At 68.8% G+C, this 23,767-nt stretch carries 25 protein-coding genes; 14 read left to right on the forward strand and 11 right to left on the reverse strand.

Translation table 11 applies throughout. The annotated features are described in order from the left end of the window. Positions 1–26: 26 nt before the first annotated feature. Both SJY11_RS23800 and SJY11_RS23805 read right to left on the reverse strand, forming a co-directional pair. Positions 27–1,361 carry an 8-oxoguanine deaminase gene (locus tag SJY11_RS23800; protein ID WP_376989179.1) on the reverse strand — a complete coding sequence of 445 codons (1,335 nt, stop codon included), beginning with the start codon at positions 1,359–1,361 and terminating at the stop codon, positions 27–29. Positions 1,362–1,433: 72 nt separating this feature from the next. Next, complete coding sequence (locus SJY11_RS23805) at positions 1,434–1,718, reverse strand: hypothetical protein (protein WP_376989180.1); 285 nt, start codon at positions 1,716–1,718, stop codon at positions 1,434–1,436. 189 nt (positions 1,719–1,907) lie between these two features. Between SJY11_RS23805 and dapD the strand changes: the two genes are divergently transcribed. Continuing rightward, complete coding sequence (dapD, locus tag SJY11_RS23810) at positions 1,908–2,750, forward strand: 2,3,4,5-tetrahydropyridine-2,6-dicarboxylate N-succinyltransferase (protein ID WP_267520310.1); 843 nt, start codon at positions 1,908–1,910, stop codon at positions 2,748–2,750. Positions 2,751–2,871: 121 nt separating this feature from the next. On the opposite strand, the gene SJY11_RS23815 is transcribed toward dapD, so the two are convergent. Together SJY11_RS23815 and SJY11_RS23820 are read right to left on the reverse strand one after the other, a co-directional pair. Continuing rightward, complete coding sequence (locus tag SJY11_RS23815) at positions 2,872–3,399, reverse strand: DUF1269 domain-containing protein (RefSeq protein ID WP_376989181.1); 528 nt, start codon at positions 3,397–3,399, stop codon at positions 2,872–2,874. Between the two features lie 99 nt (positions 3,400–3,498). Next, entirely contained in the window at positions 3,499–5,007 is a 1,509-nt protein-coding gene (locus SJY11_RS23820) for an MDR family MFS transporter (RefSeq protein WP_376989183.1), read from the reverse strand. Positions 5,008–5,384: 377 nt separating this feature from the next. On the opposite strand from SJY11_RS23820, the gene SJY11_RS23825 reads away from it, so the two are divergent. From SJY11_RS23825 to SJY11_RS23840, 4 genes are all read left to right on the forward strand, one after another. Further along, positions 5,385–6,305, forward strand: a complete 921-nt coding sequence (locus SJY11_RS23825) for a beta-1,6-N-acetylglucosaminyltransferase (protein ID WP_376989185.1) — start codon at positions 5,385–5,387, stop codon at positions 6,303–6,305. Between the two features lie 27 nt (positions 6,306–6,332). Further along, positions 6,333–6,602 carry a DUF1488 family protein gene (locus SJY11_RS23830; RefSeq protein ID WP_376989187.1) on the forward strand — a complete coding sequence of 90 codons (270 nt, stop codon included), beginning with the start codon at positions 6,333–6,335 and terminating at the stop codon, positions 6,600–6,602. 4 nt (positions 6,603–6,606) lie between these two features. Further along, entirely contained in the window at positions 6,607–6,825 is a 219-nt protein-coding gene (locus SJY11_RS23835; RefSeq protein ID WP_326905643.1) for a hypothetical protein, read from the forward strand. Positions 6,826–7,415: 590 nt separating this feature from the next. After that, positions 7,416–7,946 carry a hydrolase gene (locus SJY11_RS23840; protein ID WP_376989188.1) on the forward strand — a complete coding sequence of 177 codons (531 nt, stop codon included), beginning with the start codon at positions 7,416–7,418 and terminating at the stop codon, positions 7,944–7,946. 156 nt (positions 7,947–8,102) lie between these two features. Here SJY11_RS23840 and SJY11_RS23845 read toward each other — a convergent pair whose 3' ends face one another. From SJY11_RS23845 to SJY11_RS23865, 5 genes are all read right to left on the reverse strand, one after another. After that, entirely contained in the window at positions 8,103–9,098 is a 996-nt protein-coding gene (locus SJY11_RS23845; RefSeq protein WP_376989189.1) for a branched-chain amino acid ABC transporter permease, read from the reverse strand. Between the two features lie 103 nt (positions 9,099–9,201). Further along, entirely contained in the window at positions 9,202–10,089 is an 888-nt protein-coding gene (locus SJY11_RS23850; RefSeq protein ID WP_376989190.1) for a branched-chain amino acid ABC transporter permease, read from the reverse strand. A gap of 164 nt (positions 10,090–10,253) precedes the next feature. After that, on the reverse strand, positions 10,254–11,459 hold the full coding sequence (locus SJY11_RS23855; protein ID WP_376989191.1) for an ABC transporter substrate-binding protein: 1,206 nt from the start codon (positions 11,457–11,459) through the stop codon (positions 10,254–10,256). Positions 11,460–11,549: 90 nt separating this feature from the next. After that, complete coding sequence (locus tag SJY11_RS23860; protein ID WP_376989192.1) at positions 11,550–12,290, reverse strand: ABC transporter ATP-binding protein; 741 nt, start codon at positions 12,288–12,290, stop codon at positions 11,550–11,552. Further along, positions 12,280–13,044, reverse strand: coding sequence for an ABC transporter ATP-binding protein (locus SJY11_RS23865; RefSeq protein ID WP_376989193.1), 765 nt, complete (start codon positions 13,042–13,044; stop codon positions 12,280–12,282). The genes SJY11_RS23860 and SJY11_RS23865 overlap by 11 nt, the downstream gene beginning before the upstream one ends. A 450-nt stretch (positions 13,045–13,494) precedes the next feature. Between SJY11_RS23865 and SJY11_RS23870 the strand changes: the two genes are divergently transcribed. The 3 genes from SJY11_RS23870 to SJY11_RS23880 all read left to right on the forward strand — a co-directional run bounded on the left by SJY11_RS23870 (position 13,495) and on the right by SJY11_RS23880 (position 16,687). Next, positions 13,495–15,117, forward strand: coding sequence for a caspase family protein (locus tag SJY11_RS23870; RefSeq protein ID WP_376989194.1), 1,623 nt, complete (start codon positions 13,495–13,497; stop codon positions 15,115–15,117). A gap of 199 nt (positions 15,118–15,316) precedes the next feature. Next, positions 15,317–16,021: a CoA transferase subunit A gene (locus SJY11_RS23875; protein ID WP_376989412.1), complete on the forward strand. Its 705-nt coding sequence runs from the start codon at positions 15,317–15,319 to the stop codon at positions 16,019–16,021. A gap of 12 nt (positions 16,022–16,033) precedes the next feature. Next, positions 16,034–16,687: a 3-oxoacid CoA-transferase subunit B gene (locus SJY11_RS23880; RefSeq protein ID WP_376989195.1), complete on the forward strand. Its 654-nt coding sequence runs from the start codon at positions 16,034–16,036 to the stop codon at positions 16,685–16,687. A gap of 39 nt (positions 16,688–16,726) precedes the next feature. Here the strand turns inward: SJY11_RS23880 and SJY11_RS23885 are convergent, their stop codons facing one another. After that, on the reverse strand, positions 16,727–17,509 hold the full coding sequence (locus SJY11_RS23885) for a VOC family protein (protein WP_376989196.1): 783 nt from the start codon (positions 17,507–17,509) through the stop codon (positions 16,727–16,729). A gap of 283 nt (positions 17,510–17,792) precedes the next feature. Here SJY11_RS23885 and SJY11_RS23890 point away from each other — a divergent pair, with 283 nt between their 5' ends. The 4 genes from SJY11_RS23890 to SJY11_RS23905 all read left to right on the forward strand — a co-directional run bounded on the left by SJY11_RS23890 (position 17,793) and on the right by SJY11_RS23905 (position 20,882). After that, the gene (locus tag SJY11_RS23890; RefSeq protein WP_376989197.1) at positions 17,793–18,617 is read left to right on the forward strand and encodes a hypothetical protein; all 825 of its coding nucleotides are present in this window, start codon (positions 17,793–17,795) and stop codon (positions 18,615–18,617) included. Then, complete coding sequence (locus SJY11_RS23895) at positions 18,601–19,077, forward strand: hypothetical protein (protein WP_376989198.1); 477 nt, start codon at positions 18,601–18,603, stop codon at positions 19,075–19,077. Before SJY11_RS23890 ends, SJY11_RS23895 begins: the two co-directional genes overlap by 17 nt. A 2-nt stretch (positions 19,078–19,079) precedes the next feature. Then, positions 19,080–19,559 (forward strand): hypothetical protein, encoded by a 480-nt coding sequence (locus SJY11_RS23900; protein ID WP_326905655.1) that lies wholly within the window; start codon positions 19,080–19,082, stop codon positions 19,557–19,559. Positions 19,560–19,763: 204 nt separating this feature from the next. After that, on the forward strand, positions 19,764–20,882 hold the full coding sequence (locus SJY11_RS23905; RefSeq protein WP_376989199.1) for a coiled-coil domain-containing protein: 1,119 nt from the start codon (positions 19,764–19,766) through the stop codon (positions 20,880–20,882). Positions 20,883–20,909: 27 nt separating this feature from the next. Here SJY11_RS23905 and pgm read toward each other — a convergent pair whose 3' ends face one another. After that, on the reverse strand, positions 20,910–22,559 hold the full coding sequence (gene pgm / locus SJY11_RS23910; protein WP_376989200.1) for a phosphoglucomutase (alpha-D-glucose-1,6-bisphosphate-dependent): 1,650 nt from the start codon (positions 22,557–22,559) through the stop codon (positions 20,910–20,912). A gap of 265 nt (positions 22,560–22,824) precedes the next feature. Between pgm and SJY11_RS23915 the strand changes: the two genes are divergently transcribed. Together SJY11_RS23915 and SJY11_RS23920 are read left to right on the forward strand one after the other, a co-directional pair. Then, positions 22,825–23,229, forward strand: coding sequence for a baeRF12 domain-containing protein (locus tag SJY11_RS23915; RefSeq protein WP_376989201.1), 405 nt, complete (start codon positions 22,825–22,827; stop codon positions 23,227–23,229). A 122-nt stretch (positions 23,230–23,351) separates the two neighbouring features. Next, positions 23,352–23,750 (forward strand): cytochrome c, encoded by a 399-nt coding sequence (locus tag SJY11_RS23920; protein WP_376989202.1) that lies wholly within the window; start codon positions 23,352–23,354, stop codon positions 23,748–23,750. The last annotated feature ends 17 nt before the right edge of the window (positions 23,751–23,767 follow it).

The following is a 23,767-nucleotide window of genomic DNA, read 5'->3' on the forward strand; positions in this document are numbered from 1 at the left end:
CAAATGAGTCGAGATTGCGAAGTTGCTCAGGCATAGCGGCGCGAGGCCGCACCATGCGCCCGCCTGAGCGCGGCGAGATCGAGGCCGGGTATCGCCCCGTCGATCACGCGCCAGCGCCCGGCAACCATGACGCGATCGGCCCGGTGCGCGCCGCACAAAACCAGCGCCGCGACCGGATCATGCGCGCCGGAGAAGCGCAGTTCGTCCAGCCGGTAGAGCGCCAGATCGGCCTGCATTCCCGGCGCGATCATGCCGATGTCGGAGCGGCCGAGGCAGCGCGCCGAGCCTTCCGTCGCCCAGCGGATGACGTCGCGGGCGGTCACCGCGGCGGCGCTCTCATAGCGCAGCCGGTTGACCAGCAGCGCGTGCCGCAGCTCCTCCATCAGGTTCGAGCCGTCATTGGAGGCCGAGCCGTCGACGCCGAGCCCGAGCGGCGCGCCGGCCGCCTCCAGCTCGCGCGTGCGGCAGAAGCCGGAGGCGAGCACACCGTTCGAGGTCGGGCAATGGCAGACGCCGACCCCGGCCCGGCCCAGCCGGTCGCATTCCTCGCAGGAGAAATGCACGCCATGGGCGAGCCAGGTCTTCGGCCGCATCCAGCCGGTCTCCTCGAGCAGGTCGAGCGGGCGCTTGCCGTAGACCTGGAGGCAATAGGCGTCCTCATCCTTCGTCTCGGCGAGATGGGTGTGGAGCGGCGCATCGAAACGCGCGGCGAGATCCGCCGACTTCGCCATCAGGGAGGGCGTCACCGAAAACGGCGAGCAGGGTGCGAGCGCGATCTGGATCATCGCGCCGGGCGCGGGATCGTGGAACAGCCCGAGCACGCGCTCGCTGTCGGCGAGGATGGTATCCTCGTCCTGCACCACGGTGTCGGGCGGCAGCCCGCCATCCTTCTGCGACAGGTTCATCGAGCCGCGCGAGATGGTGGCGCGGATGCCGAGCGCGCACGCCTCCTCCACCGCGATGTCGACGGCATCCTCCAGCCCCGGCGGATAGAGATAGTGATGGTCGGCCGCGGTGGTGCAGCCCGAAAGCAGCAGCTCGGCCAGCGCCGCCCGTACGGCCAGCCGCAGATCGTCGGGCGTCAGCCTCGCCCAGAGCGGGTAGAGCGCGGTGAGCCAGGGAAACAGCTCGCGGTCGATCGCGGCCGGATGGGCGCGCGTCAGCGTCTGATAGAAGTGATGATGGGTGTTGATCAGGCCGGGCAGGACGACATGCTCGGAGGCATCGAACACGGCCTCCACCGGCGCGGCTGGCGTGGCCCCCGCCGCGACGAGCTCGGCGATGACGCCCCCCTCGACCACGACACCGCCCGAGGCGTTCTCGGCGACGATGCCGAGCGGGTTCCTGATCCAGAGGCGCATGGGAATTCCGGCAGATTGGCGAGCTCGTGAGCGACACTGCCGCCGCGACCGGGCGAGGTAAAGCGCCGCCCCTCAATCCCAGGGCTGGTCGACCTTGCAGCGATAGCCGACGAAGCACTGCGGATTGTCGCGGCTCGGCACGAAGGCGGGCTCGAGGAACTCTCCATGCGCGCAGAAGCGGCGGTCCCGCACGAAGCGGTCATAGGTAAAGCCGCCGGTGCCGAGCACGATCGCGCCGCTTGTCGCGACGCTCTGGCGGTTGGCGGCGCAGCTGCGCTCCGGCGTCGAGGGGCGCGACTGGGCGAGCGCGGGCGCGGCTGCGAGCAGGAGCAGCAGGGACAGGGTCAGGTGCGTCATGGGGGCCTCCGGCCGGTTCGCGGCATCGTTGCCCACTCTAACACGGCCGGCGGCGTCGCGTTCCAGTGGACGGGACGAGCCACGGGCGCCGGCCACGCAGGGGCGCGTTCCAGGCCATGCGCCTTGACGGCGCGGCGCTCATCCGCCATCGCTCCCGCGTTTTCCCCAGACGCACGCCGGAGCCACGCCATGTCGCTGACCGATCTCGCCGCCACCATCGACGCCGCCTGGGAGGCCCGGGCCGAGATCGGCCTCAACACCAAGGGCGCGGTGCGCGAGGCGGTCGAGCAGGCGATCGAGATGCTGGACGCCGGCACCGCTCGCGTGGCCGAGAAGCAGGGCACGGAGTGGGTCGTCCACCAGTGGCTGAAGAAGGCGGTGCTGCTCTCCTTCCGCCTGACCGACAACATGATCATCGCCAACGGCCCCGGCGACGCCGTGTTCTGGGACAAGGTGCCCTCCAAGTTCGCCGGCTGGGGCGAGAACCGCTTCCGCGCCGCGGGCTTCCGCGTCGTGCCGCCGGCGGCCGCGCGCAAGGGCTCGTTCCTGGCGCCCAACGTCGTGCTGATGCCGTCCTTCGTGAACATCGGCGCCTATGTCGACTCCGGCACCATGGTCGACACCTGGGCCACCGTCGGCTCCTGCGCCCAGATCGGCAAGAACGTCCATCTCTCGGGCGGCGTCGGCATCGGCGGCGTGCTCGAGCCGCTGCAGGCCAATCCGACCATCATCGAGGACAACTGCTTCATCGGCGCCCGTTCCGAGGTCGTCGAGGGCGTCATCGTCGGCGAGGGCTCGGTGCTCTCGATGGGCGTCTTCATCTCGGCCTCGACCAAGATCGTCGACCGCGCCACCGGCCAGATCCACATCGGCAAGGTGCCGCCCTATTCGGTCGTGGTGCCGGGTTCGCTGCCGGGCAAGCCCTTCCCGGACGGCACGCCGGGCCCCGCGCTCTCCTGCGCCGTCATCGTCAAGACCGTCGACGCCCAGACGCGCTCGAAGACCGGCATCAACGAGCTGCTCCGGGATTGATCACATCCGTCATTCTCGGGCGAAGCACAGCTTCGACCCGAGAATCTCTGGCCGGATGGGACAATGGAGCCGTCTGGTCGTGAGATGGTCGGGTCAAGCCCGACCATGACGCGAGATCTCGTCACCCCACCGTCGACGACCCACCCGCCGCCGGCGCCGCCGCGCTCACCCCCGCCAGCGCATCGCGCAGGGCCTGCTCGCGTGAGTGGTCGAGCGAGGTCTTCAGCACCGTGCCGCCGCTGCCCTTGATCGCCTCCAGCACCTTGTCGCCGGTGACGCGCTTGACCAGCACGAACAGCGCCGCATTGCCCGGCTGCAGGCTGGTGGCCAGCTCCTTCATGAACTTGTCGTCGACGCCGTAATCGGTCAGCGCCCCGCCGAGCGCGCCCGAGGCCGCGCCCAGCGCCGCGCCGGCCAGCGGCATCAGGAAGATCGCGCCGATCAGCAGGCCCCAGAAGGAGCCCGAGGCCGCGCCCATGGCGGTGGTGTTGAGAAGCTGGTTGAGCTTCACCTTGCCGCCCTCCTGCATCACCGCGATCGCGGCGTCGCCGATCTCGATCAGATATTCCTTCTGCAGGGCGAAGACCTTCTGGCGCATCTCCTCGGCGCGCGCTTCGGTCGGGTAGACGATGACGACGAGATCGGACATGGGGCTCTCCTGCCGCAGATGGTGTCGCAGACTAGACCACGCTTCTTGACGGGTCTGTGGCGAGGCTAGCCGAAAGCGGCCGTCGCCGTACGATCTGGATCAATCGACCACAGGCGCCTTGGTAGCCTGGGCCGCGCCGCTGCGCAGCGGCAGTTCCTCCATCCGCAGGAGGAAACCGAGGGCGCTGGCGAAGCCGAGGCAGGTCGCCCCGAAGACATACTGGAACAGCCGCACCATCGTGTCGCGATCGACGCCGTCGAGCCGGATGGATTCATGCGACAGTCCCGGCCCGGCGCCCCCGATGCCGCCGAGCACGATCGCGCCGAAGATCGCCACGATCAGCGCCCCGCCGATCTGGCGGAAGAAGTTGGCCGCGCCCGTCGCGGTGCCGAGCTGGTGCGGCAGGACCGCATTCTGGATCGAGACGGTGGCGACCGGCAGCATCGTGCCGAGCCCGAGGCTGATCAGCGCCAGCAGCGCGCAGAAGGGCACCAGCGGCATCCGCCCGGCCTGCCAGGCCAGAAGCGCCACCCCGACCAGCGCGACGCTGAGCCCGATCACCGGCACGCGCTTGTAATGCGTCAGCCGCGTCATCGCCCGGCCCGACAGCGTCGCGCCCATGACCGTGCCCACCGTCAGCGGCAACAGGCCGAGCCCCGAGGAGGCGGCGCTCAGACCCATCACGCTCTGGAAATAGATCGGCAGGTAGATCGTCAGGCCGATGAAGGTGCCCATGCCGAAGCCGGCCGCGATCGTGCCCATCCGCACCACCTTGTTGGCGAGGATGTCGAGCGGGATCAACGGCTCCTGCGCCGTGCGCAGGCGCCAGGCGAAGGCGAGCCAGAGCAGAAGCGACAGCGCCACGAGCCCGCCGATCGGCGCCGAAAGCCAGGGATAGCGCGTTCCGCCCCAGGACAGCGCCAAGAGCAGCGTCATCGTCGCGCTGGTGATCAGCACGGCGCCGAGCAGGTCGAGCCTGTGGGGCCGCTCGTGTCGCGGCAGCCGCTTCAGCGCCGAACTCGTCATCGCATAGGCGGCCGCGCCGAGCGGCAGGTTGATCCAGAAGATCACCGTCCAGTGCAGCCGTTCCGCGATGACGCCGCCCAGCACCGGGCCGAGCAGCGAAGACGCCATGAAGACGGAGGCGATATAGACCTGATAGCGCCCGCGCTCCTTGGGCGGCACCATGTCGGCAACGATGGTCTGCGCCAGCGCAATCAGCCCGCCGCCGCCGAGGCCCTGGACGAAGCGCGCCAGCACAAGGAGCCAGAGCGAGGGCGCCAGCGCGCAGGCGAGCGAGCCCGCCATGAACACGACGATGCCGCTGAGCAGCACGACGCGCCGGCCATGGATGTCGGCGAGCTTGCCATAGAGCGGTGTCACCGCGGTCGAGGCCAGGAGATAGGCCGTCACCACCCAGGGCAGATGCGTGACGTCGCCGAGTTCGCGCCCGATCGTCGGCATCGCGGTGGCGACGATGGTCTGGTCGAGCGCCGCCAGGAACATGGCGAGCATGATGCCGAACAGGATGCTGCGGATGTCCTCGTGGCGCATCGGCGCTGGCGCGGCCGCCGCCTGATGCGCCGGGGGATCCACCCGTTGATCCATGAAGTGCCGCGTCCGCCCGTGCGTCTGAGGAAGGCGCCAGTCTAGGTGCCGGCCCGGTCATGCGCCAGAGGCAGGACGAGCGGGGCTGGTCTGGCAGCCATGCGCCGCGGCATGGAACCCGCGTCTTATTTCCGCCGCGACCTTACAATCGCAGGTCGGCTTCCCCATGTCGGATTCACGGTCGACGCGAGCAGCCGCCTTTGCGGCTGGTGCTATTCGTCACGGCCGACCTCGAGACAAGACGATATACGGCCGCGCTTCCCGTCGGGAGGCGGGGAGTGCCGTCGCGCCTCGGTTGCCGGAGCGCGACCGAGGCGCTGGCCGTGGTGCGCGCCATGGCTCTGATCCTGTTCGCTCCCGCTTCAAGGACATCCCCGTTGATCGCTTACCTGGTTCTGGTCCACCGCTACCCCGCGCAGTTCAAGCGCATGTTCAAGTCGATCTACGATCCCGCCAATCACTATCTGATCCATGTCGACAAGAATTCCGGGCCCGAGCTCGAGGCCGATATCCGGCGGTTTCTGCGCGGCTTTCCCAACAGCGCCATCCTGGCGAGCCATCACGCCCGCTGGGGCGGATACAGCCTCGTCGATGCCGAGTTGCGCGGCATGGCGCAGTTGCTGGAAATGGGCGCCGACTGGGAGTTCTTCGTCAATCTCAGCGGCCAGGACTACCCGCTCAAGAGCCAGGACGAGATCGCAACCTTCCTGAAGCGCAACCGCGGCAAGGAGTTCATCAAGGTCCTCGACCAGCGCAAGGCGCGGCCCGAGACGATGACGCGGGTCAGCCGCTATGTCGTCGAGTTCGAGACGCGCATCGTCCGGACGCCCTTCCCGCGCGCCTTCATGGCCGGCGTTTCGCCTTATATCGGCAATCAGTGGATGATCGTCAGCCGGCGCTTCTGCGAATTCGTCTGCCACGATCCGGAGGCCGCGCGTTACAAGGCCTTCTACCGCAACACCTTCATCGCCGACGAGGGCTTCTTCCAGACGGTGATGATGAACACGGCCGAGCATGGCGAGGTCGTCAGCGACGATCTGCGCATGATCGACTGGGTCCCGGACGGCGACATCAAGCTGCGTCCGCGCACCTATCTCGCCTCCGACGCGCCGGAGCTTCTGGCGAGCCCCTGTCTCTTCGCCCGCAAGTTCGACGCGACGGTCGACGATGCGGTCCTCGGCCTCCTCGACGAGCGTCTGCGTGCCGATGAACGGCCACCCACCCCCCCGCGTCGGCCGTCGCCCGTTCCGGTCCATGTCTCGGTACCGGTCTCCCAGGCCGCGTTCCTGGCGTCCTGAGCCGCAGCCGAAAGCAGAAAGTCGATCATGGCACTGAATTTTCCCAATCCCGTCCGCAGCTTCGATCCCGGCCGCTCCTGCGTCAGCTTCTGGGGCTCGGACGCTTCGCTCGAAATCGCCTTCCAGATCGAGATCGACGCGCTGCGCCGGCTCGGCGCCGAGCCGGGCGAGGCCCAGATGCTGGCGACCTTCGACAGCCATCGCGACGCCATCCTGAGCGCGGCCGCAGCGGCCTATGGCCGCCAAAAGGGCAGCTATCACCGCCTCACCGTCGCCGACATCGCCGGGAAGGGCTGACGACATGGCACGCCCCCCCTACAAGCTCGGCGATCTCGTCCAGCTCACCGCCGGCTTCCACAATCAGGTCCGGCCCGGCCCCTTCGAGATCACGCGGCTGATGCCGCCGCGCGACAACAAGGAGGAGCAGTACCGCGTCCGCGGCCCCGACGGCCTCGAGCGCGCGGTGGGCCATCATGAGATCGAGGAGGAGATCCCGCTTCCGGGCGGGACGCCGGGTTAGGCGGGGTCTCTGCCGGCCCACCCCAACCGTCATCCTGGGACGACAGCAGGTCGGCCCGGGATCCATCGAAGGGGTCCGGCGCTTGATGATGGATCCCGGTCTTCGCTGCGCGAAGCCCAGGATGACGGGCGCTGATGAACCCATTCGAGTGGGTCGGGGATAGCGTCCGCACCTTATCCCCGCAGCCCAAGCCTGTGCCTATTCTCCCCTCGCTCTCCCCGACCGAGGGGGCTTCGCGAGGCGTCGTGTGGCCGGGGAGGGTGCGGTGTTCATGGGGGACGACCGTCGCGGGTCGGACGCCATGGAGGGGCTTCGTCGCCCGGGTCGACCACAACCCGGTCCGTGAGGGACGAAACGCGCGACGAAAGCACCAAAGAGAACCGCGCGCTGGGCGAGGTGGCGGCTGTTGGCGCTGCTTCGACACGACATTCGACATCGACATCGGCACGCAGCCCGTCGACTGCGACGCCACTTCGCCCCGCGCATCCCTTCGGATTCGCTTCGAGACCCGGAAACCCCGCGGCGATCCGCCGGCCGGGGCTTCCGGTGCGACGGAGGCCCGCTATGATGACCGCAACCGGACGAGGCCCATGCCCCTGCTCAGCGCCAGCGACTCGACCCTCGTCCTGATCGATTTCCAGGCACGGCTGATGCCGGCGATCCATGAGGGCGCGGCCCTTGTCGCCCATGCGCAGCGGCTGGTCGCGGCGGCCCGCCTGCTCGGCGTGCCCATCGTGATGACCGAGCAGAATCCGGCGGGGCTGGGCAGCACGGTGCCGGAACTCGCCGGCGCCGGGCCGGTGATCGCCAAGACGAGCTTCGACGCCTGTGTGGAAGGAGCGTTCCTGGAGGCGCTGGCGGGCGATGGCCAGCTCGTGCTCTGTGGCTGCGAGGCGCATGTCTGCCTCGGCCAGACCGCGCTTTCCCTGCTCGCCCATCGCCGCCGCGTCGCCGTGGTGCAGGACGCCAGCGGCTCGCGGCGCCCGGACTCGAAGGACGCCGCTCTGGCCCGCCTCGCGCGCCACGGCGCCGAAATCGTCACCACCGAGATGGTGATCTTCGAATGGCTGCGCGACGCCGCCCATCCCCGCTTCCGCGAGGCGTTGAAGCTGGTGAAGTAGGGCGGGGGCTACTTACCCGGCCACCCGCCGTCATCCTGGGCGAGCAGCGAAGCCGCGAAGGCCGGGATCCATCATAGGGTTCGGCGGCGGCTTATGATGGATCCCGGTCGAGCTTCGCTCGCCCAGGATGACGGCGTCGGTTGCGGCCGCGGACGTCTAGAGCGGCTTCCTGATCCATTTCGAGATCACGCCGACGAGGCCCTCGCGGAAGGTCATGACGCAGATCACGAAGATCACGCCCTGCACCACCGTGACCCAGGCGCCGAGCGAGGCGAGGTAGTTCTGCATCGAGACGATGACGATCGCACCCGCGATCGGCCCGAAGACGGTGCCCAGGCCCCCGACCAGCGTCATCAGCACGACCTCGCCCGACATCGACCAGTGCACGTCGGTCAGCGAGGCCAGCTGGAAGACGATGGCCTTGGTCGAGCCGGCGAGGCCCGCCAGGCTGGCCGAGAGCACGAAGACGGCGAGCTTGTACTGGTTGGCGCGGTAGCCGAGCGAGATCGCGCGCGGCTCGTTGTCCCGGATCGCCTTGCAGACCTGGCCGAAGGGCGAGTGGATGATGCGGTAGATCGCGAGCAGACCGGCCATGAAGATCGCCGCGACCAGCCAGTAGAGCGTGCGGTCGTCGGCGAGGTCGATCATGCCGAACAGATGGCCGCGTGGCACCGCCTGGATGCCGTCCTCGCCGCCAGTGAAGCGCGGTGCCTGCAGCGAGAAGAAGAACACCATCTGCGCCAGCGCCAGCGTGATCATGGCGAAATAGATGCCCTGGCGCCGGATCGCCAGCGCGCCGAAGACGAGGCCGAGCCCGCCCGAGACGGCCGTGCCGAGCAGGATCGCCAGTTCCGGCGTCAGCCCCCAGTTCTTGGCGGTGTAGGCGCAGACATAGCTCGCCATGCCGAAATAGGCGGCGTGGCCGAAGGAGAGCAGGCCGCCATAGCCGAGCAGCAGATTGAAGGCGAGCGCAAACAGCGCAAAGCACAGGACCTTCATGACGAAGACCGGATAGGCCACGAAGGGCGCGATCACGAGCGCGATCGCAATGCCGATCATGATGGCGCGGTGCAGGCGCAGGGTGCCCTGGTCGGCCTCGCCCGGGAGGACGGTGTCGGTGGCGCTAGCCTGAACTGCAATTGTATCGGCCATGGTCAAATCCTCCACCCGTCATTGCGAGCGTAGCGAAGCCATCCAGGAGTGGTCGCGCTGGAAGCTGGATTGCTTCGCTGCGCTCGCAATGACGAGAGCATCATCACGCGGCCCGTCCGAACAGGCCGGCCGGCCGCACGAGCAGCACCAGCACCATGATGATGAAGATCACCGTCGCCGAAGCCTCCGGGTAGAAGACCTTGGTCAGGCCCTCGACCAGCCCGAGCGAGAAGCCGGTGACGATGGCGCCCAGGATCGAGCCCATGCCGCCGATGACGACGACGGCAAAGACGACGATGATGAGGTCGGCCCCCATGTTCGGGTTGACCGAATAGATCGGCGCGGCGAGCACGCCGGCGAAGCCCGCCAGCGCCACGCCGAAGCCGTAGGTCAGCGTCACCAGCAGCGGCACGTTGATGCCGAAGGCCTGGGTCAGCGTCGGGTTCTCGGTCGCGGCGCGCAGATAGGCGCCGAGCCTGGTCTTTTCGATCAGGAACCAGGTCGCGAGGCAGACCACGAGCGAGGCGACGACGACCCAGCCGCGGTAATAGGGCAGGAACATGAAGCCGAGATTCTGCCCGCCCCGCAATTCGGCGGGAATCTGGTAGGGCAGGCCCGACGAGCCGAATTCGTTGCGGAACAGGCCCTGGATGATCAGCGCGAGTCCGAAGGTCAGAAGCAGCCCGTAGAGATGGTCGACATGGGCGATGCGTTTGAGCAGCAGCCGTTCGATAGCGATGCCGATCGCGCCGACCACCAGCGGCGCCAGAAGCAGCGCGACCCAGTAGTTGATGCCGAGATAGTTCAGGCACATCCAGGCAACGAAGGCGCCCATCATGTACTGCGCGCCATGGGTGAAGTTGATGATGTTGAGCAGCCCGAAGATCACCGCCAGCCCGAGGCTGAGGATGGCGTAGAACGAGCCGTTGATCAGGCCGAGAAGGACCTGGCCGAACAGCGCCTGGGGCGGGACACCGAGAAGTTCGAACATGCGGGGCTCAGATCATCTGGACAGTAGGTGTCGTGCGTTTTCGCCGTCATCCTGGATGCAGCGAAGCTGCCATCCGGGATCCATCCTAGGGCGCGGTGGCCTACGATGGATCCCGGGACGACCTTCGGTCGCCCCAGGATGACGCCGCGGGAAGCGTCAGCCGCTCACTTCTTGACGAGCGGGCACTCGCTCTCGGCGAGCGGACGGAAGGCCTGCGCCGCCGGCAACACCGAGACCTGCTTGTAGTAGTCCCACGGCCCCTTCGACTCGCCGGGCTTCTTGACCTCGAACAGATACATGTCGTGCATCTTGCGGCCGTCGGCGCGCACCGAGCCCTTGCCGAAGAGCGGATCGTCGGTCGGCATTTCCTTCATCTTGGCCATCACCACCGCGGAGTCCTTCGACTTCGCCGCCTCGACCGCCTTGAGATAGTGCAGCATGCCGGAATAGACGCCGGCCTGGACCATGGTCGGCTTCTTGCCGCCATTGGCCTTGGCGAAGCGGTCGGACCAGGTGCGGGTGCCGTCGTTGGTGTCCCAGTAGAACGACTCCGTCAGCACCAGCCCCTGTGCGGTGGCGAGGCCGAGCGAATGCACGTCGGTGAGGAAGACCAGCAGCCCGGCGAGCTTCTGGCCGCCGGCGACGATGCCGAACTCGCCCGCCTGCTTGATCGAGTTGATGGTGTCCCCGCCGGCATTGGCGAGGCCGATCACCTTGGCCTTGGAGGCCTGCGCCTGCAGCAGGAAGGAGGAGAAGTCCGTGCCCGGGAAAGGCGTGCGGACCGCGCCCAGCACCTTGCCGCCGTTCTTGGTGACGATCGCCGACGTGTCGCGCTCCAGCGCATGGCCGAAGGCGTAGTCGGCGGTGAGGAAGTACCAGCTGTCGCCACCGGCCTTGACCATGGCGCCGCCGGTGCCCTGGGCCAGCGCATAGGTGTCATAGGTCCAGTGCACGGTGTTGGGCGAGCAGGCCTTGCCGGTCAGGTCGGATGAGGCCGCGCCGGAGTTGATGTGGATCTTGTTCTTCTCGCGGGTGATCTGGTTGACGGCGAGCGCCACCGAGGAGGTCGGCACGTCCAGGATCAGGTCGACGCCGTCCTGATCGTACCAGGTGCGGGCGATGGTCGAGCCGACGTCCGGCTTGTTCTGGTGGTCGGCCGAGACGATCTCGACCTTGATGCCCTTCTCGGCCGCCTTGAAGTCCTCGACCGCCATGCGGGCGGCAATCACCGAGCCCTCGCCCGAGAGATCGGCATAGAGGCCGGAGCGGTCGTTGAGGACGCCGGCCTTGATGCTGATCTGCTGGGCCAGCGCGGGCGCCGCCATCAGCGCGGCGAAGGCGGTCGTGGTCACAAATGTCTTGAGCTTCATGATCTGTCTCTCCCTGAGATTGGCGTCGTTTTCGACGTGAGGTCCGATATGGATCGGATTGGGGGCCTTCGAATCCGCCAGGCGGCGCATTCAGACCCCGAGATAGCCGTGCAGCTTGTCGATATTGGCGTCGAGCTGGTCGTTCTCGATCATGTCGATCACCTTGCCCTGCTCGACGACATAGTGACGGTCGGCCACCGTCGCCGCGAAGCGGAAGTTCTGCTCGACCAGGATGATCGTGTAGCCCTGCTGCTTGAGCTTGCGGATGGTGGCGCCGATCTGGTCGATGATGACGGGAGCGAGCCCCTCGGTCGGCTCGTCGAGCAGGAGGAAATGCGCGCCAGTGCGCAGGATGCGCCCGATCGCCAGCATCTGCTGCTCACCGCCCGAGAGCTTCGTGCCCTGGCTCTTCAGCCGCTCCTTGATGTTGGGGAAGAGCGTGAAGATCTCGTCGAGCGAGAGCCCGCCGGGCCGCACGCGCGGCGGCAGCATCAGGTTCTCCTCGACGCTGAGCGAGGCGTAGATGCCGCGCTCCTCGGGCACATAGCCGATGCCGAGCCGGGCGATCGCCCGCGAGGGCAGCCCGATCGTCTCGGTGCCCTCCAGCACGACCGAGCCCTTGCGCTTGCCGATGACGCCCATGATCGACTTCAGCGTCGTCGTCTTGCCGGCGCCGTTGCGGCCGAGCAGCGTGACCACCTCACCCTGGGCGACGTCGAAATCGATGCCGTGCAGCACATGGGATTCGCCGTACCAGGCCTCGAGCCCGCGCACCTTCAGCATCGGCGCCACGGTGGCGGCGACGGGGGATCCCGCGGCCTCAATGAGCATGGCCGACCCCCGAACCGATATAGGCCTCGATCACGCGCGGATCCTTCGAGACCTCGGCATAGTCGCCCTCGGCCAGAACCTGTCCGCGCGCCAGCACGGTGATGCGGTCGGACAGCGAGGCGACGACCGAAAGATTGTGCTCGACCATCAGGATGGTGCGATTCGCCGAGACCTTGCGGATCAACGTCTCGATCCGCTCGACATCCTCGCGGCCCATGCCGGCCATCGGCTCGTCGAGCAGCATCATCTCGGGGTCGAGCGCCAGCGTGGTCGCGATCTCGAGCGCCCGCTTGCGGCCGTAGGAGAGTTCGACCGCCGGCAGTTCGGCGAAGGCCGAGAGGCCGACCGCCTCGACGAGGCGCAAGGCCTCTTCGTCGAGCGGCTTCAGCACCTCTTCCGAGCGCCAGAAATCGAAGGAATCACCGCGTTTGCGCTGCAGCGCGATGCGGACATTCGTCTTGACGCTGAGCTGCGGAAACACCGCCGAGATCTGGAAGGAGCGCACCAAGCCCAGCCGCGCGATCTCGGCGGGCTTCTGGCGGGTAATGTCGCGCCCGTTATAGACGATCGATCCCTTGGTCGGCGCAAGAAACTTGGTCAGGAGATTGAAACAGGTCGTTTTGCCGGCGCCGTTGGGCCCGATCAACGCATGAATCGTCCCGCGCCTGACCTTCAGGTCCACGCCGCTGACGGCCGAGAAGCCGCCGAAATCCTTCGTCAAACCCGTCGTGGCGAGAATGATATCCTCAGCCATGCGCAACGCTTGCAGTCATAACTTGGTCTTTCTTGTTCTGGACCGTCTCCCTTGTATGTCATGCTGCACCGCGCTCGCCGCATGAGTCAACGCTGCGCAACCGGCCATACGGCCTTGTGAAACAGGGCTCATCCCTTCGTCGTAGACAGCCGCCTCCGGACCGGACGGCTGCCCTTCTCGCGATCATCCAAACGGAGGATGCGCCGGGCGCCCCTCGTGCGTTAACCGACCCCGTCTCGCCGACTTGAACCGAGAGCGCTCCCGGCGCGACGAACGTTTCGAAGACAGCCTGAAACCCGGTTTGCTCCGGTGTCGTTTTCAAGTAATGTTTCGGGCTGTTTCCTGGCGATCCTGCGGCCGCATGATGGCGGCCCGTCCCTCCGCTTTGCGCTTCCGCCGGCGCTGGAGCGGGCATTTCCGGCATTGGCGGACCGATCGAGGGAGGTTACCGTGAGCTTCGCGACCTTGGGTTCGGCGATCTCCGCCCGCTTCGCCATTCTGGGCTGCCTGCTGAGGCACACGTTCGCGGCCGTGCCGCTCGGCTTCGCCGTCCTGCTGCTGGCATCGCCCGCGCAGGCCGTGCCTGAGCGCCGCGTCGCGCTCGTCATCGGCAACAGCGCCTATACGGCCGTTCCCCGGCTCGCCAACCCGCAGCGCGACGCCACCGCGATCTCGGCTGCCCTGAAGCGCCTCGGCTTCGAGGTCGTCGAGGGTTATGACCTGCGGATGGACGAGATGACCGGCATTGTCCGCGAATTCGCCCAGAAGCTCGACGGCGCCAAGGCCGGCGTCGTCTATTATGCCGGGCATGGCATCGCGGTGGGCGACGAGAATTATCTCATTCCCGTCGACGCCTCGCTGAAGTCCGAGGCCGACCTCGATTTCCGCGCGGTCAATGTGCAGCTGATCCTGCGCCAGATGCAGCGCGACGAGCGCGTCAACGTCCTCATCCTCGACGCCTGCCGCGACAACCCCTTCGCCACGCAACTCGCCGCCCGGTCGCGCTCCGTCGCCCGCGGCCTCACCGCGATCGAAACGCAGTCGGCCTCGGGCATCCTGATCGCCTTCGCCACCGACCCGCGCGCCACGGCTCTCGATGGCGAAAAGGACGGCAACAGCCCGTTCACCGCCGCCCTGCTGAAGCATATCGAGACGCCAGAGGTGTCGATCACCACCGTCATGGATCGTGTGCGCGCCGATGTCTGGGAATTGACCGGCAAGAAGCAGAAGCCCTGGACCAATTCCTCGATCATCGGCGAGTTCAAGCTGAACCCGACGCTGAAGCTCGCCGCGGTCGATCCCTCCGTGACGATCAAGGCGATCGACGGCGCCGTACCGGTGCCGGCCGCGCCCGCCCCGGTCGGCCTCGACCGCGTCCAGATGGACATCCGCATGTGGGAAACCGCCGAGCGCGGCAATACCCCGGGCGACTACAAGGCCTATCTCGACGCCTTCCCGACCGGCCAGTTCGCCGCCTTCGCGAAGAACCGGCTCGCCCGGCTCGAACCGGCGGCGCCCGCGGTCGCGGCGCTACCGGCAGTCTCAGCCACGTCGCGCGACACCCAGTCGGCCGTGCCCGACGATACGGCCCTCAAGAGCGAGGCGGCCACGGCGCAGACGGAAGCGGCGCTGAAGCTGCAGGCCAAGGACCGCCGCGAGTTGCAGCGGCGCCTGAGCCTCGCCGGCTTCAAGCCCGGCAAGAGCAGCGCCACCTTCGGACCGAGCCAGCGCAGCGCGATCAAGGAATGGCAGACGACCCGCGGCCTCGAGCCGACCGGCTTCCTCGCCCCGCTCCAGCTCAAGGCGCTGCGCGCCCAGACGGAACCGGCCTATCAGCGCGCGCTCGCCGAGCAGGCCAAGCCCGCGCCGGCTCCGCGCAGCCGCACCGCGCGCGAGCCGGTCGAGCCGCAGGTCCGCACCCGCGGCGGTGTCGCCTATGAGCGCGATCCGGTGATCCGCCGCGACCTCGAGCGCGAGCGTGCCGGCGGCGGCAGTGCGGCGGGCGCCGCGATCTTCGGCACCATCGTCGGCGGCGCCATCGGCGGCGCGCTGGGGGGCGGCTTCCGCCGCTGACACGCCCCTGCCGCAGCGCGGCGGGATCCCTCCCGGACCGATCGAGACGCGGCGCCCTGCGCCGCGTTTTGCTGTGACCTCGCGCCGGGCGCGGCAAGACGCCGTCTCCGCCCAACGGGGAGTTGCCACCGTGCCGCCGGCTCGGCTAGTTCTGGACCGCGCCGTCCGGCGGCATCCTTTCAGCGGCAGAGGCGATATGATGAAGAAGGTCTATCCGGACGCCACGGCGGCTCTCGCCGGCGTCATCAAGGACGGCATGACGATCATGGCCGGCGGTTTCGGCCTGTGCGGCATTCCCGACATCCTGATCGAAGCGGTCCGCGCCAGCGGCGCGAAGGATCTGACCTTCGTCTCCAACAATGCCGGCGTCGACGGTGCCGGGCTCGGCATCCTGCTCGAGACCCGCCAGATCCGGAAGATGATCTCGTCTTATGTCGGCGAGAACAAGCTCTTCGCCGAACTCTATCTCTCCGGCCAGCTCGAACTCGAATTCACGCCGCAAGGCACGCTGGCCGAGCGCATCCGCGCCGGCGGCGCCGGCATCCCGGCCTTCTTCACCAAGACCGGCGTCGGCACGCTGGTCGCCGAGGGCAAGGAGGAGCGCGAGTTCGACGGCGAGCGCTACATCATGGAGCGCGGCATCTTCGCCGACGTCTCGCTGGTGCATGCCTGGAAAGGCGACACCGAAGGCAACCTCGTCTACCGGAAGACGGCGCGCAACTTCAATCCGATGATGGCCTCGGCCTCGCGCTTCACCGTCGCGCAGGTTGAGCATCTGGTCGAGGCCGGCGAGATCGACCCCGATCACATGCACACGCCGGGCATCTTCGTGAAGCGGATCGTCCACACGCCGCAGAGCGTCAAGCGCATCGAGCAGCGCACCGTCCGCAAGCGCGCGGCCTGAGGAGTCACCGACATGGCATGGACCCGCGAACAGATCGCCCAGCGCGCCGCCAAGGAGCTGAAGGACGGCTTCTACGTCAATCTCGGCATCGGCATCCCCACCCTGGTCTCGAACTACATTCCAGACGGCGTCTCGGTGCAGCTGCAGTCCGAGAACGGCATGCTCGGCATGGGACCGTTCCCCTATGAGGGCGACGAGGACCCCGACCTGATCAACGCCGGCAAGCAGACCATCACGCAGCTGCCGACGACGAGCTTCTTCTCCTCGGCCGATTCCTTCGGGATGATCCGCGGCGGCCATATCGACCTCTCCATCCTCGGCGCCATGCAGGTCGCCCAGAACGGCGACCTCGCCAACTGGATGATCCCCGGCAAGATGGTGAAGGGCATGGGCGGCGCCATGGACCTCGTCGCCGGCGTCAAGAAGGTCGTCGTGGTGATGGAGCATGTCGCCAAGAACAAGGACGGCTCCGAGTCGCCGAAGCTGCTGGCCGCCTGCGACCTGCCGCTGACCGGTGCCGGCGTCGTCGACATGGTGATCACCGATCTCGGCGTCTTCGCGATCGACGAGAATGGCGGCGGCATGACGCTGATCGAGCTCGCCGAGGGCGTCACGCTCGACGAGATCAAGGCGAAGACCGCGGCGTCCTTCGCGGTCGCCCTCTGAGGGCTCGGATCCAGGGCGAGCCCGCCGCGGCCGGCGCCGTCACAGGGCCCTGACGATCTCCAGCCGCGCGCCATGGGCGAGCGCGCGGTCGAGGCAGCGATTGGCAGGCCCGTAGAAGGACACGGCGTAAGCGCCCTGCCCGCGCCGCCCGAGATGGCGCGTCAGCCCCTCGCAGGCCTCGCCGCGCGGCTCGGCGAGCGAGAGCATCTGGCGGCCGAGCCGGAACTGCGCCAGTCCGAAGCCCAGCCCCGGCGCCGCTCTGGTGGCGATCGGCTCCTGACCGAGCACTGCCCTGTAGCGCGCGACCGAGGCGGTGAGATCGCGGACCACGACGGTGATCCCGGCGACGCCCGTGACGCCGTTGCCGTGGCGGCGCGCCTTGCCTTCCGGCACGCGAAGCGCGCGATCCGTGACATCCTCGCAGAGGAAGGGAATGTCGGGTTCCGGCGGGCGCGCCGAGCGCCAGGCGATCCGCGTGCCGTCCGGCTGCTGGCGCCCGCCGTCGATCGGCCCCTCGATGGCGATGCCGGCGGCGCGGATCCGGGCGGAATCCTCTTCGAGCGACCCGGCCGGCAGCAGCGCATAGTCGACCAGGCCGCTGCCCGCCTCATCGAGGACCCTCCACCAGCGGAAGTCCGGCACCGGGCGCGCGAAGGCGATGATCTCGAGGTAGGCGCCGTCCGCCAGCACGACCAGCGCATTGCGCGAGCCGCGCGGATGCTCGCCGCCCGGCAGGACGGTGAAGCCCAGTGCGGCATAGTCGGCCATGGCCGCGTCGAGATCGGTGACGGCGATGACGATGTGGTCGATGGACTGCGTCATGAAGACCTCGCGGCATGGACAGCTACGTCATGCGTCGGCCGGAACGGCCGGCCCGGCAAGAGCGAGGCACGCAATCCCGCGATGCCGGTGCCCGGGTTGACGCGGCAAACCCGGCGCCCGGCCGGGCATGAGCGTTCCGGGGATAAGGCCGGACGGGCGCCGCGACACGGCTCGCCAGCGACCTGCGATATTGATACGATTCGTTAAGAGTAGCTAAGTTGTGCGATCGATTCGTCCAGGCGTTCCCCAGTTTCCCCACGGCACCGTCTTCGAGGCCATCCCTTTGAACGCCCTTCCCGTCGCCGATTCACAGGACTGGATCGCCCAGCGACCGGGACTGCCGGGCCCGACGAGCGCAGCATCGGCCGCTGCGCAGGCAGATCTCGACCCGCAACAGCGTCTTTCCCATGCCCAACGGGGCTTTCTCGAACTTCGGCTCGAAGCCGCTCTCGGTCGGCTGGCCGCGCTGGAGACCCTGCTGGAGGCGGAGCGCCTGCATGTCCGGCAGGCCCAGGCGGCACTGGGCGTCGCCGAGCGTGCCCTGGAGCGGCATCGCGAGACCATCCTCCTCTCCGACGGGCAGCGCCAGGCTTCGGCGCAGGAGGTCGGTCGGCTGAAGCAGGCGCTGCACGAGGCGGCGCTCGAAAAGGGCCGGCAGGAGCATGCAATCGCCGCCCTGCGCACCGCGCTCGCCGACAAGGCGGCCGAGGTCGAGCGGCTCGCCGCGACGACCGGAAGCGCCGAGGCCGAGTTGCGGGCGGCGCGTGCGCATCATGCCGGCGCCACCGATGCGATGCAGCGCGAGTGCCTGCGGCTGGAGGAGCTGCTGCAGGGCGAACGCCGCGACAAACTTCTGCTCCAGCGCGCGCTGGATCTCGCCCGCGCCAACCGCCGCGCCCTGCAGGACCAGCTCTCCGAGCGGCGCAGCGTCGTGACGATGGCGGTCCAGCCGCCGGCTGCGCCTGTTGCCCTGCCACTCCTTCTCGGCGCTGCGACGGCACCGCCCCCCGCCGCCGACGAAATGCCTCCCTCGTTCACCCTCGGAGAGGACGTGCCGCCGCCGCCCTCCCCGGCTCTCACGGAGCACCTCCATGCAGCCTGCCGTTAGCGACCTCGCCACCGTCACCACCCTGCGCCAGAGCCTGCCGGCCTCGGAGCAATTCCTCAACGCCTCCGACAAGATCGCGACCTTCCCGGCCGCGATGCCGGATCCGCGGCCGGCCCCGGTCGCCCCCGCGGCGGCGGCACCCGCCGCGCCGCCGGCGCCGCAGCGCGACTGGCCCTCGGCGCTCGCGCTGATCGAGGAGACCAGCGAGGCGATCCGCATCAGCGAGCTGCGCTACGCCCAGCTCGAGGAGCGGCTGCAGCAGACCATCGCGCAGGCGGCCGCCAACATGCGCGAGCTGGAAGCCCAGGTCGCGACGGCCAACGAGATGCTGTGGCGCTCCGAGGAGCGGGCCCGCCAGGCCGAGGCGCGCGCTCTCGAGGCCGAGGGCTGGCTCGCCCGCCTGCACGATGCCGTGACGACCGCATTCACGCCCGCCCATCGTCCCCAGCCGCGCGACTGACCGTGAGCCAGGACGCGCCCAGCCTCAGCCGCGCCATGCTGCGCGCCCCGGCCTGGCGGGACGCGCCCGCGCCACCAGCCGCCGTCGCCGCCCCCATTCCGCTGCGGCCGCTGTCGCGGCGCGCGACCGGCCGGCCGCATCCGCAGGACACGCTCGCCCTGGTGGCGGGCGCCGGCGCCGCCTTCGAGACGATGCAGTTGCAACTGCTGAACGTGCTGCAGCAGGCGCGCAGCTCGCTGGAGGAGGCCGAGCAGGAAAAGGTGCGGCTGCAGAGCGAGATTGCCGCCCTCGCCAAGGAAAAACAGGACTGGAGCCAGCGGGCCCAGAAGGCCGAGGCGACGCTCGGACGCGCCAACGAGGTGCTGCAGACGCAGCAGGGCGTTCTCGAGAAGGCGCTGCTGCGGGAACGCGAGGCCGTCCAGCGCGCCTATATGCTGGAGTTGAAGCTGCGCCAGGGCGGCGGCGCCTCCCGCGCCGTCTGACCGGCGCGCCCGCAGGACTCCGGAAGCCGCCGCGCGGCCAAGAAGTTGTTCGCAACTCGCGCCGGGCGCCATTGCGATGTTGCCTTGGACCGCGGCACATCTTCTGCTGTGCTACCGCCTTAAGCTGTGGTCCGGGTGTCGCGATCGCCGGACCGAGGCAGGCGGCCTGCCCCGCGTCGAGAGGGGCAAAGTGGGGTGGGTTCGATGATCGGTTCCAGTCTGAGGCGTCTCATCGGCGGGCGGAGCGAGGCGCCAGCGCCGCAGCCGGCCCCTGTGTTCACACCGCCCGAGGCCGCCGCCAACGAGCCGGGCGAAGCGCCGGAGCCGCTGCTGCCGCCGCCGCCGAAACCCGGCAGTTCGCACGAGGTCGGCCAGCTGATGACCGCCATCAGCGAGCAGTCCAACGAGCTGCAGGTCGAATTCGCCAAGATCTCGAACTGGTCGGTCCAGCTCGACCTGCTGATGACGCGCACCGCGACGATGCAGCAGATCCTGCCGAAGTTCATCCAGACCTCGCAGGACCAGGCCGCGCAGATCGAGGAACTCAGCGCCATCTGCCACCGTCAGGAGCGCGAAGTCGCCGGGCTGCAGACCGAGCTTGGTCATTACCGGCCGCTGGCGATGCGCTATGAGGAGGAACTCGGGCGCAGCCGCGCCGCGCTCGACCACACCCAGGCGGCGCTGGCCGCGCTCGAGATCGAGCATGGCAAGCTGCAGGGCGAGGTGAACGCGCTGCTGCAGCGGCTCTCCACCAGCGATTCGCGCGTGCAGCGGCTGTCCGAGGAGCGGCAGGTTGTCGACCAGAAGCTCCTGGAGAAGTCCGCCGCCGCGCAGAACCTCGCCCGCGAGGTCGCGATGCTGCGCTCCGACCTCGTCGCCGCGAGCGGAGAGAACAGCCGGCTCCAGCGCGACATCGCCGGGCTGACCGAGAAGCTGAGCGGCGAGCGCGAAGGCGCCAACGAGGCGGCGAGCCAGGCCCAGGCCCGAATCGCCACCGCCCTGCAGACGATCAAGGAGCTGGAGGCCCAGGCCGCCGCCGCCGCGCAGCGCGAGCGCAAGCTGGCCGAGGATCTCGCCCAGCGCGACAAGGCCGTCTACGACCTCGACATCAAGCTCTCGGCGCTGCAGTCGAAGGCCGACTTCCTGGCCGGGGTCAACCAGCAGCTGCGCACCGATCTGCGCCACCATATCGACCATGTCGGAACACTGGAGCACTCCAACCGCCAGCTCATCGAGGCGATGTCGCGCAGCCGCCAGGCGACCGAGGCGGCCGGGCCCGACGGGTTCGAGCCGCCGGCGCCGCGCCGGGCCGCTGGCGAGTAGCGCTCCCGCGCCGGGACCCGCAGTCCGTCAGGCTGCGGCGAAGGCCGCGGCGATGACTGCCCGCGCCTCCTGCTGGATCTCCGCGAGATGGGCTTCGTCGCGGAAGCTCTCGGCGTAGATCTTGTAGACCTCCTCGGTGCCGGATGGGCGGGCGCAGAACCAGCCCTGCGCCGTGACCACCTTGACGCCGCCGATCGCCGCGCCATTGCCCGGCGCCTCGTTGAGGACGGCGGTGATCGGCTCGCCGGCGAGCGTGTCGGTGCCGAGTTGAGCGCGCGACAGGGTCTTCAGCACGGCCTTCTGCTCGCGTGTCGCGGGCGCGTCGATGCGGGCATAGAGCGGTGCGCCCAGGTCCCGGGTCAGCGCGGCATAGCGCTCGCCGGGATCGGCCCCCGTCCTGGCGGTGATCTCGGCGGCGAGCAGGCCGAGGATCAGCCCGTCCTTATCCGTGCTCCAGCTCGTGCCGTCGAGGCGCAAGAAGGAGGCGCCGGCACTCTCCTCGCCGCCGAAGCCGAAGCTGCCGTCGGAGAGCCCCTCGACGAACCATTTGAAGCCGACGGGCACCTCGACCATGCGGCGGCCGAGCCTGGCCGCGACGCGGTCGATCATGGCGCTGCTGACGATGGTCTTGCCGATCGCGGCATCGCTGCGCCAGCCCGGGCGATGGGTGAAGAGATAGTCGATCGCCACCGCGAGATAATGGTTGGGGTTCATCAGCCCGCCGCTGCGGGTGACGATGCCGTGGCGGTCGGCATCGGTGTCGTTGGCGAAGGCGACGTCGAAGCGGTCCTTCATGGCGATCAGCCCGGTCATCGCATAGGGCGAGGAGCAGTCCATGCGGATCTTGCCGTCCCAGTCCGCCGGCATGAAGGCGAAGGTCGGGTCCAGCGTCTGGTCCACGATGGTCGCGTTCAAGCCGTAGCGCTCGATGATCGGGGCGTAGTAGTCGAGGCCCGCGCCGCCGAGCGGGTCGATGCCGATGCTCACCCCCGCGGCGCGGATCGCCTCCATGTCGAGGACGCTGCCGAGCTCGGCGACATAGGCTTCGCGAAAGCCGTGGCGGCGGACATGCTCGCCGGCGAGCGCCCGCGCATAGGGGATGCGCGAGACGCCGGCGAGCCCAGCCTCGATCAGCGCATTGGCCTTGCGCTCGATCCAGCCGGTGGCGTCGGTGTCGGCCGGGCCGCCATGGGGCGGGTTGTACTTGAAGCCGCCATCGGCCGGCGGGTTGTGCGAGGGCGAGATCACCACGCCGTCGGCGAGGCCGTGCTTGCGCCCGCGGTTGTGGCCGATGATGGCGTGCGAAATCACCGGCGTCGGCGTGAAGCGCAGATCCGCGTCGACCAGCGTCGTCACGCCATTGGCGGCAAAGACCTCGAGCGCGGTCTCGAAGGCCGGGCGCGACAGGGCATGGGTGTCGATGCCGAGATAGAGCGGGCCATCGATGCCCTGCTCGCGGCGGTAGAGGCAGATCGCCTGGGCGATGGCGAGGATATGCGCCTCGTTGAAGGAGCGCAGCAGCGAGGAGCCGCGATGGCCCGAGGTGCCGAAGGCGACGCGCTGGGCCGGATCGGCCGGGTCGGGCCGCTCGCGATAGGCCTGGCCGAGCCGGGCGAGGTCGACCAGCAGGCTGGGGTCGAGCGGCTTGCCCGCGAGCGGGCTGACAGTCGTGGTCATCTCATATCCTCAACGGCGAAACGGCTCACCGGCTTCTACGACGCCGGGGTGAAGCAACGGTTCCCGGATCGGGAGCCAGCCGACGCGGCGGCAGGTTAGGCGCGCAACGCGCGGGCTGTCGAGCGGCGGCGCCTCGCCGGCGCGGCGGGGAAACCCGGCTTGATCGGGATCAATGCGGGCGCGGCTGCGTTTGACGATCACAGCCCTGCAGGTTCCCTCGCCCCGTCCCCGGGGCATCGGGCCAGACCCAGCCGAGGACTTCTCAATGCAACTCCCCCATGGTGCCGTGATCGCCCTCGTCGACGGGAAGCAGTTCGAACTGTTTCGCAACAGCGGCAACGAAGCCGACCCGGTTCTGGCCGCGATGCCCTCGCCCAATCTCGACGAGCACAACAAGGCCGGCGGCGGCGGGCGCGATTCGAGCTCGGCCAACCCGACCGGGCACCAGATCGACGAGGACGCCCATGCGGCCGCGGCGACCTCCTGGCTCAACCACCAGATCACCGGGCACAAGATCAGCCATCTCGTCGTCATCGCCTCGCCGCGGACGCTCGGCGAGATGCGGCGCCACTACCATAAGCAGCTCGAAGGGGCGCTCGTCGCCGAACTGTCCAAGAACCTGATCGGCAAGAACGGGCCGGAGCTGCTGGCCGCGCTGCAGGGCAAGTGACCTCGTCGGGGCCATCGAGCCCCCGGTCGAAGACACGCAGCGCCGGCCTTGACCTCGATCAAGGCCGGTCTGTCGCATCCGGCGCAGACAGGGGTCAGGTGACCTCGGATCGGGAACCGGACATGACCCCAAGGACATCGACCGGCCGCATCGTCGCCCGGCGGATCGCGGCGCTCGTCGGCCTCGCCCTTGTTGGCAGCGCCCTGGCGGTACAGGCGATGCCGGCCGATGCGCAGCGGCCCGACAACGCCGAGAGCGCCGCGATCGGCAAGCAGGTGGCGCAGCGCCATTGCGGCGGCTGCCATGCGATCGAGGCGAGCGGCGCCAGCCCCAACCCCAAGGCGCCGCCCTTTCCGCTGATCGCCGAGCGCTACCCCGGTGACAACCCGGCCCCCGTCCTGATCGACGGTACCGTGGTGCGCCACCCCGGCATGCCTGAATTCAAGCTGATCGAGCACGAGACCGACGGGCTCGTGGCCTATATCCGGCGCGTTTCGCGCCGGTGGAAGCCGGCGTCCTGACACGGGCGCGCCTCGGC

Origin of the sequence: Allobosea sp. R86505, assembly GCF_042466375.1 — a bacterium.
Lineage (GTDB): Bacteria > Pseudomonadota > Alphaproteobacteria > Rhizobiales > Beijerinckiaceae > Allobosea.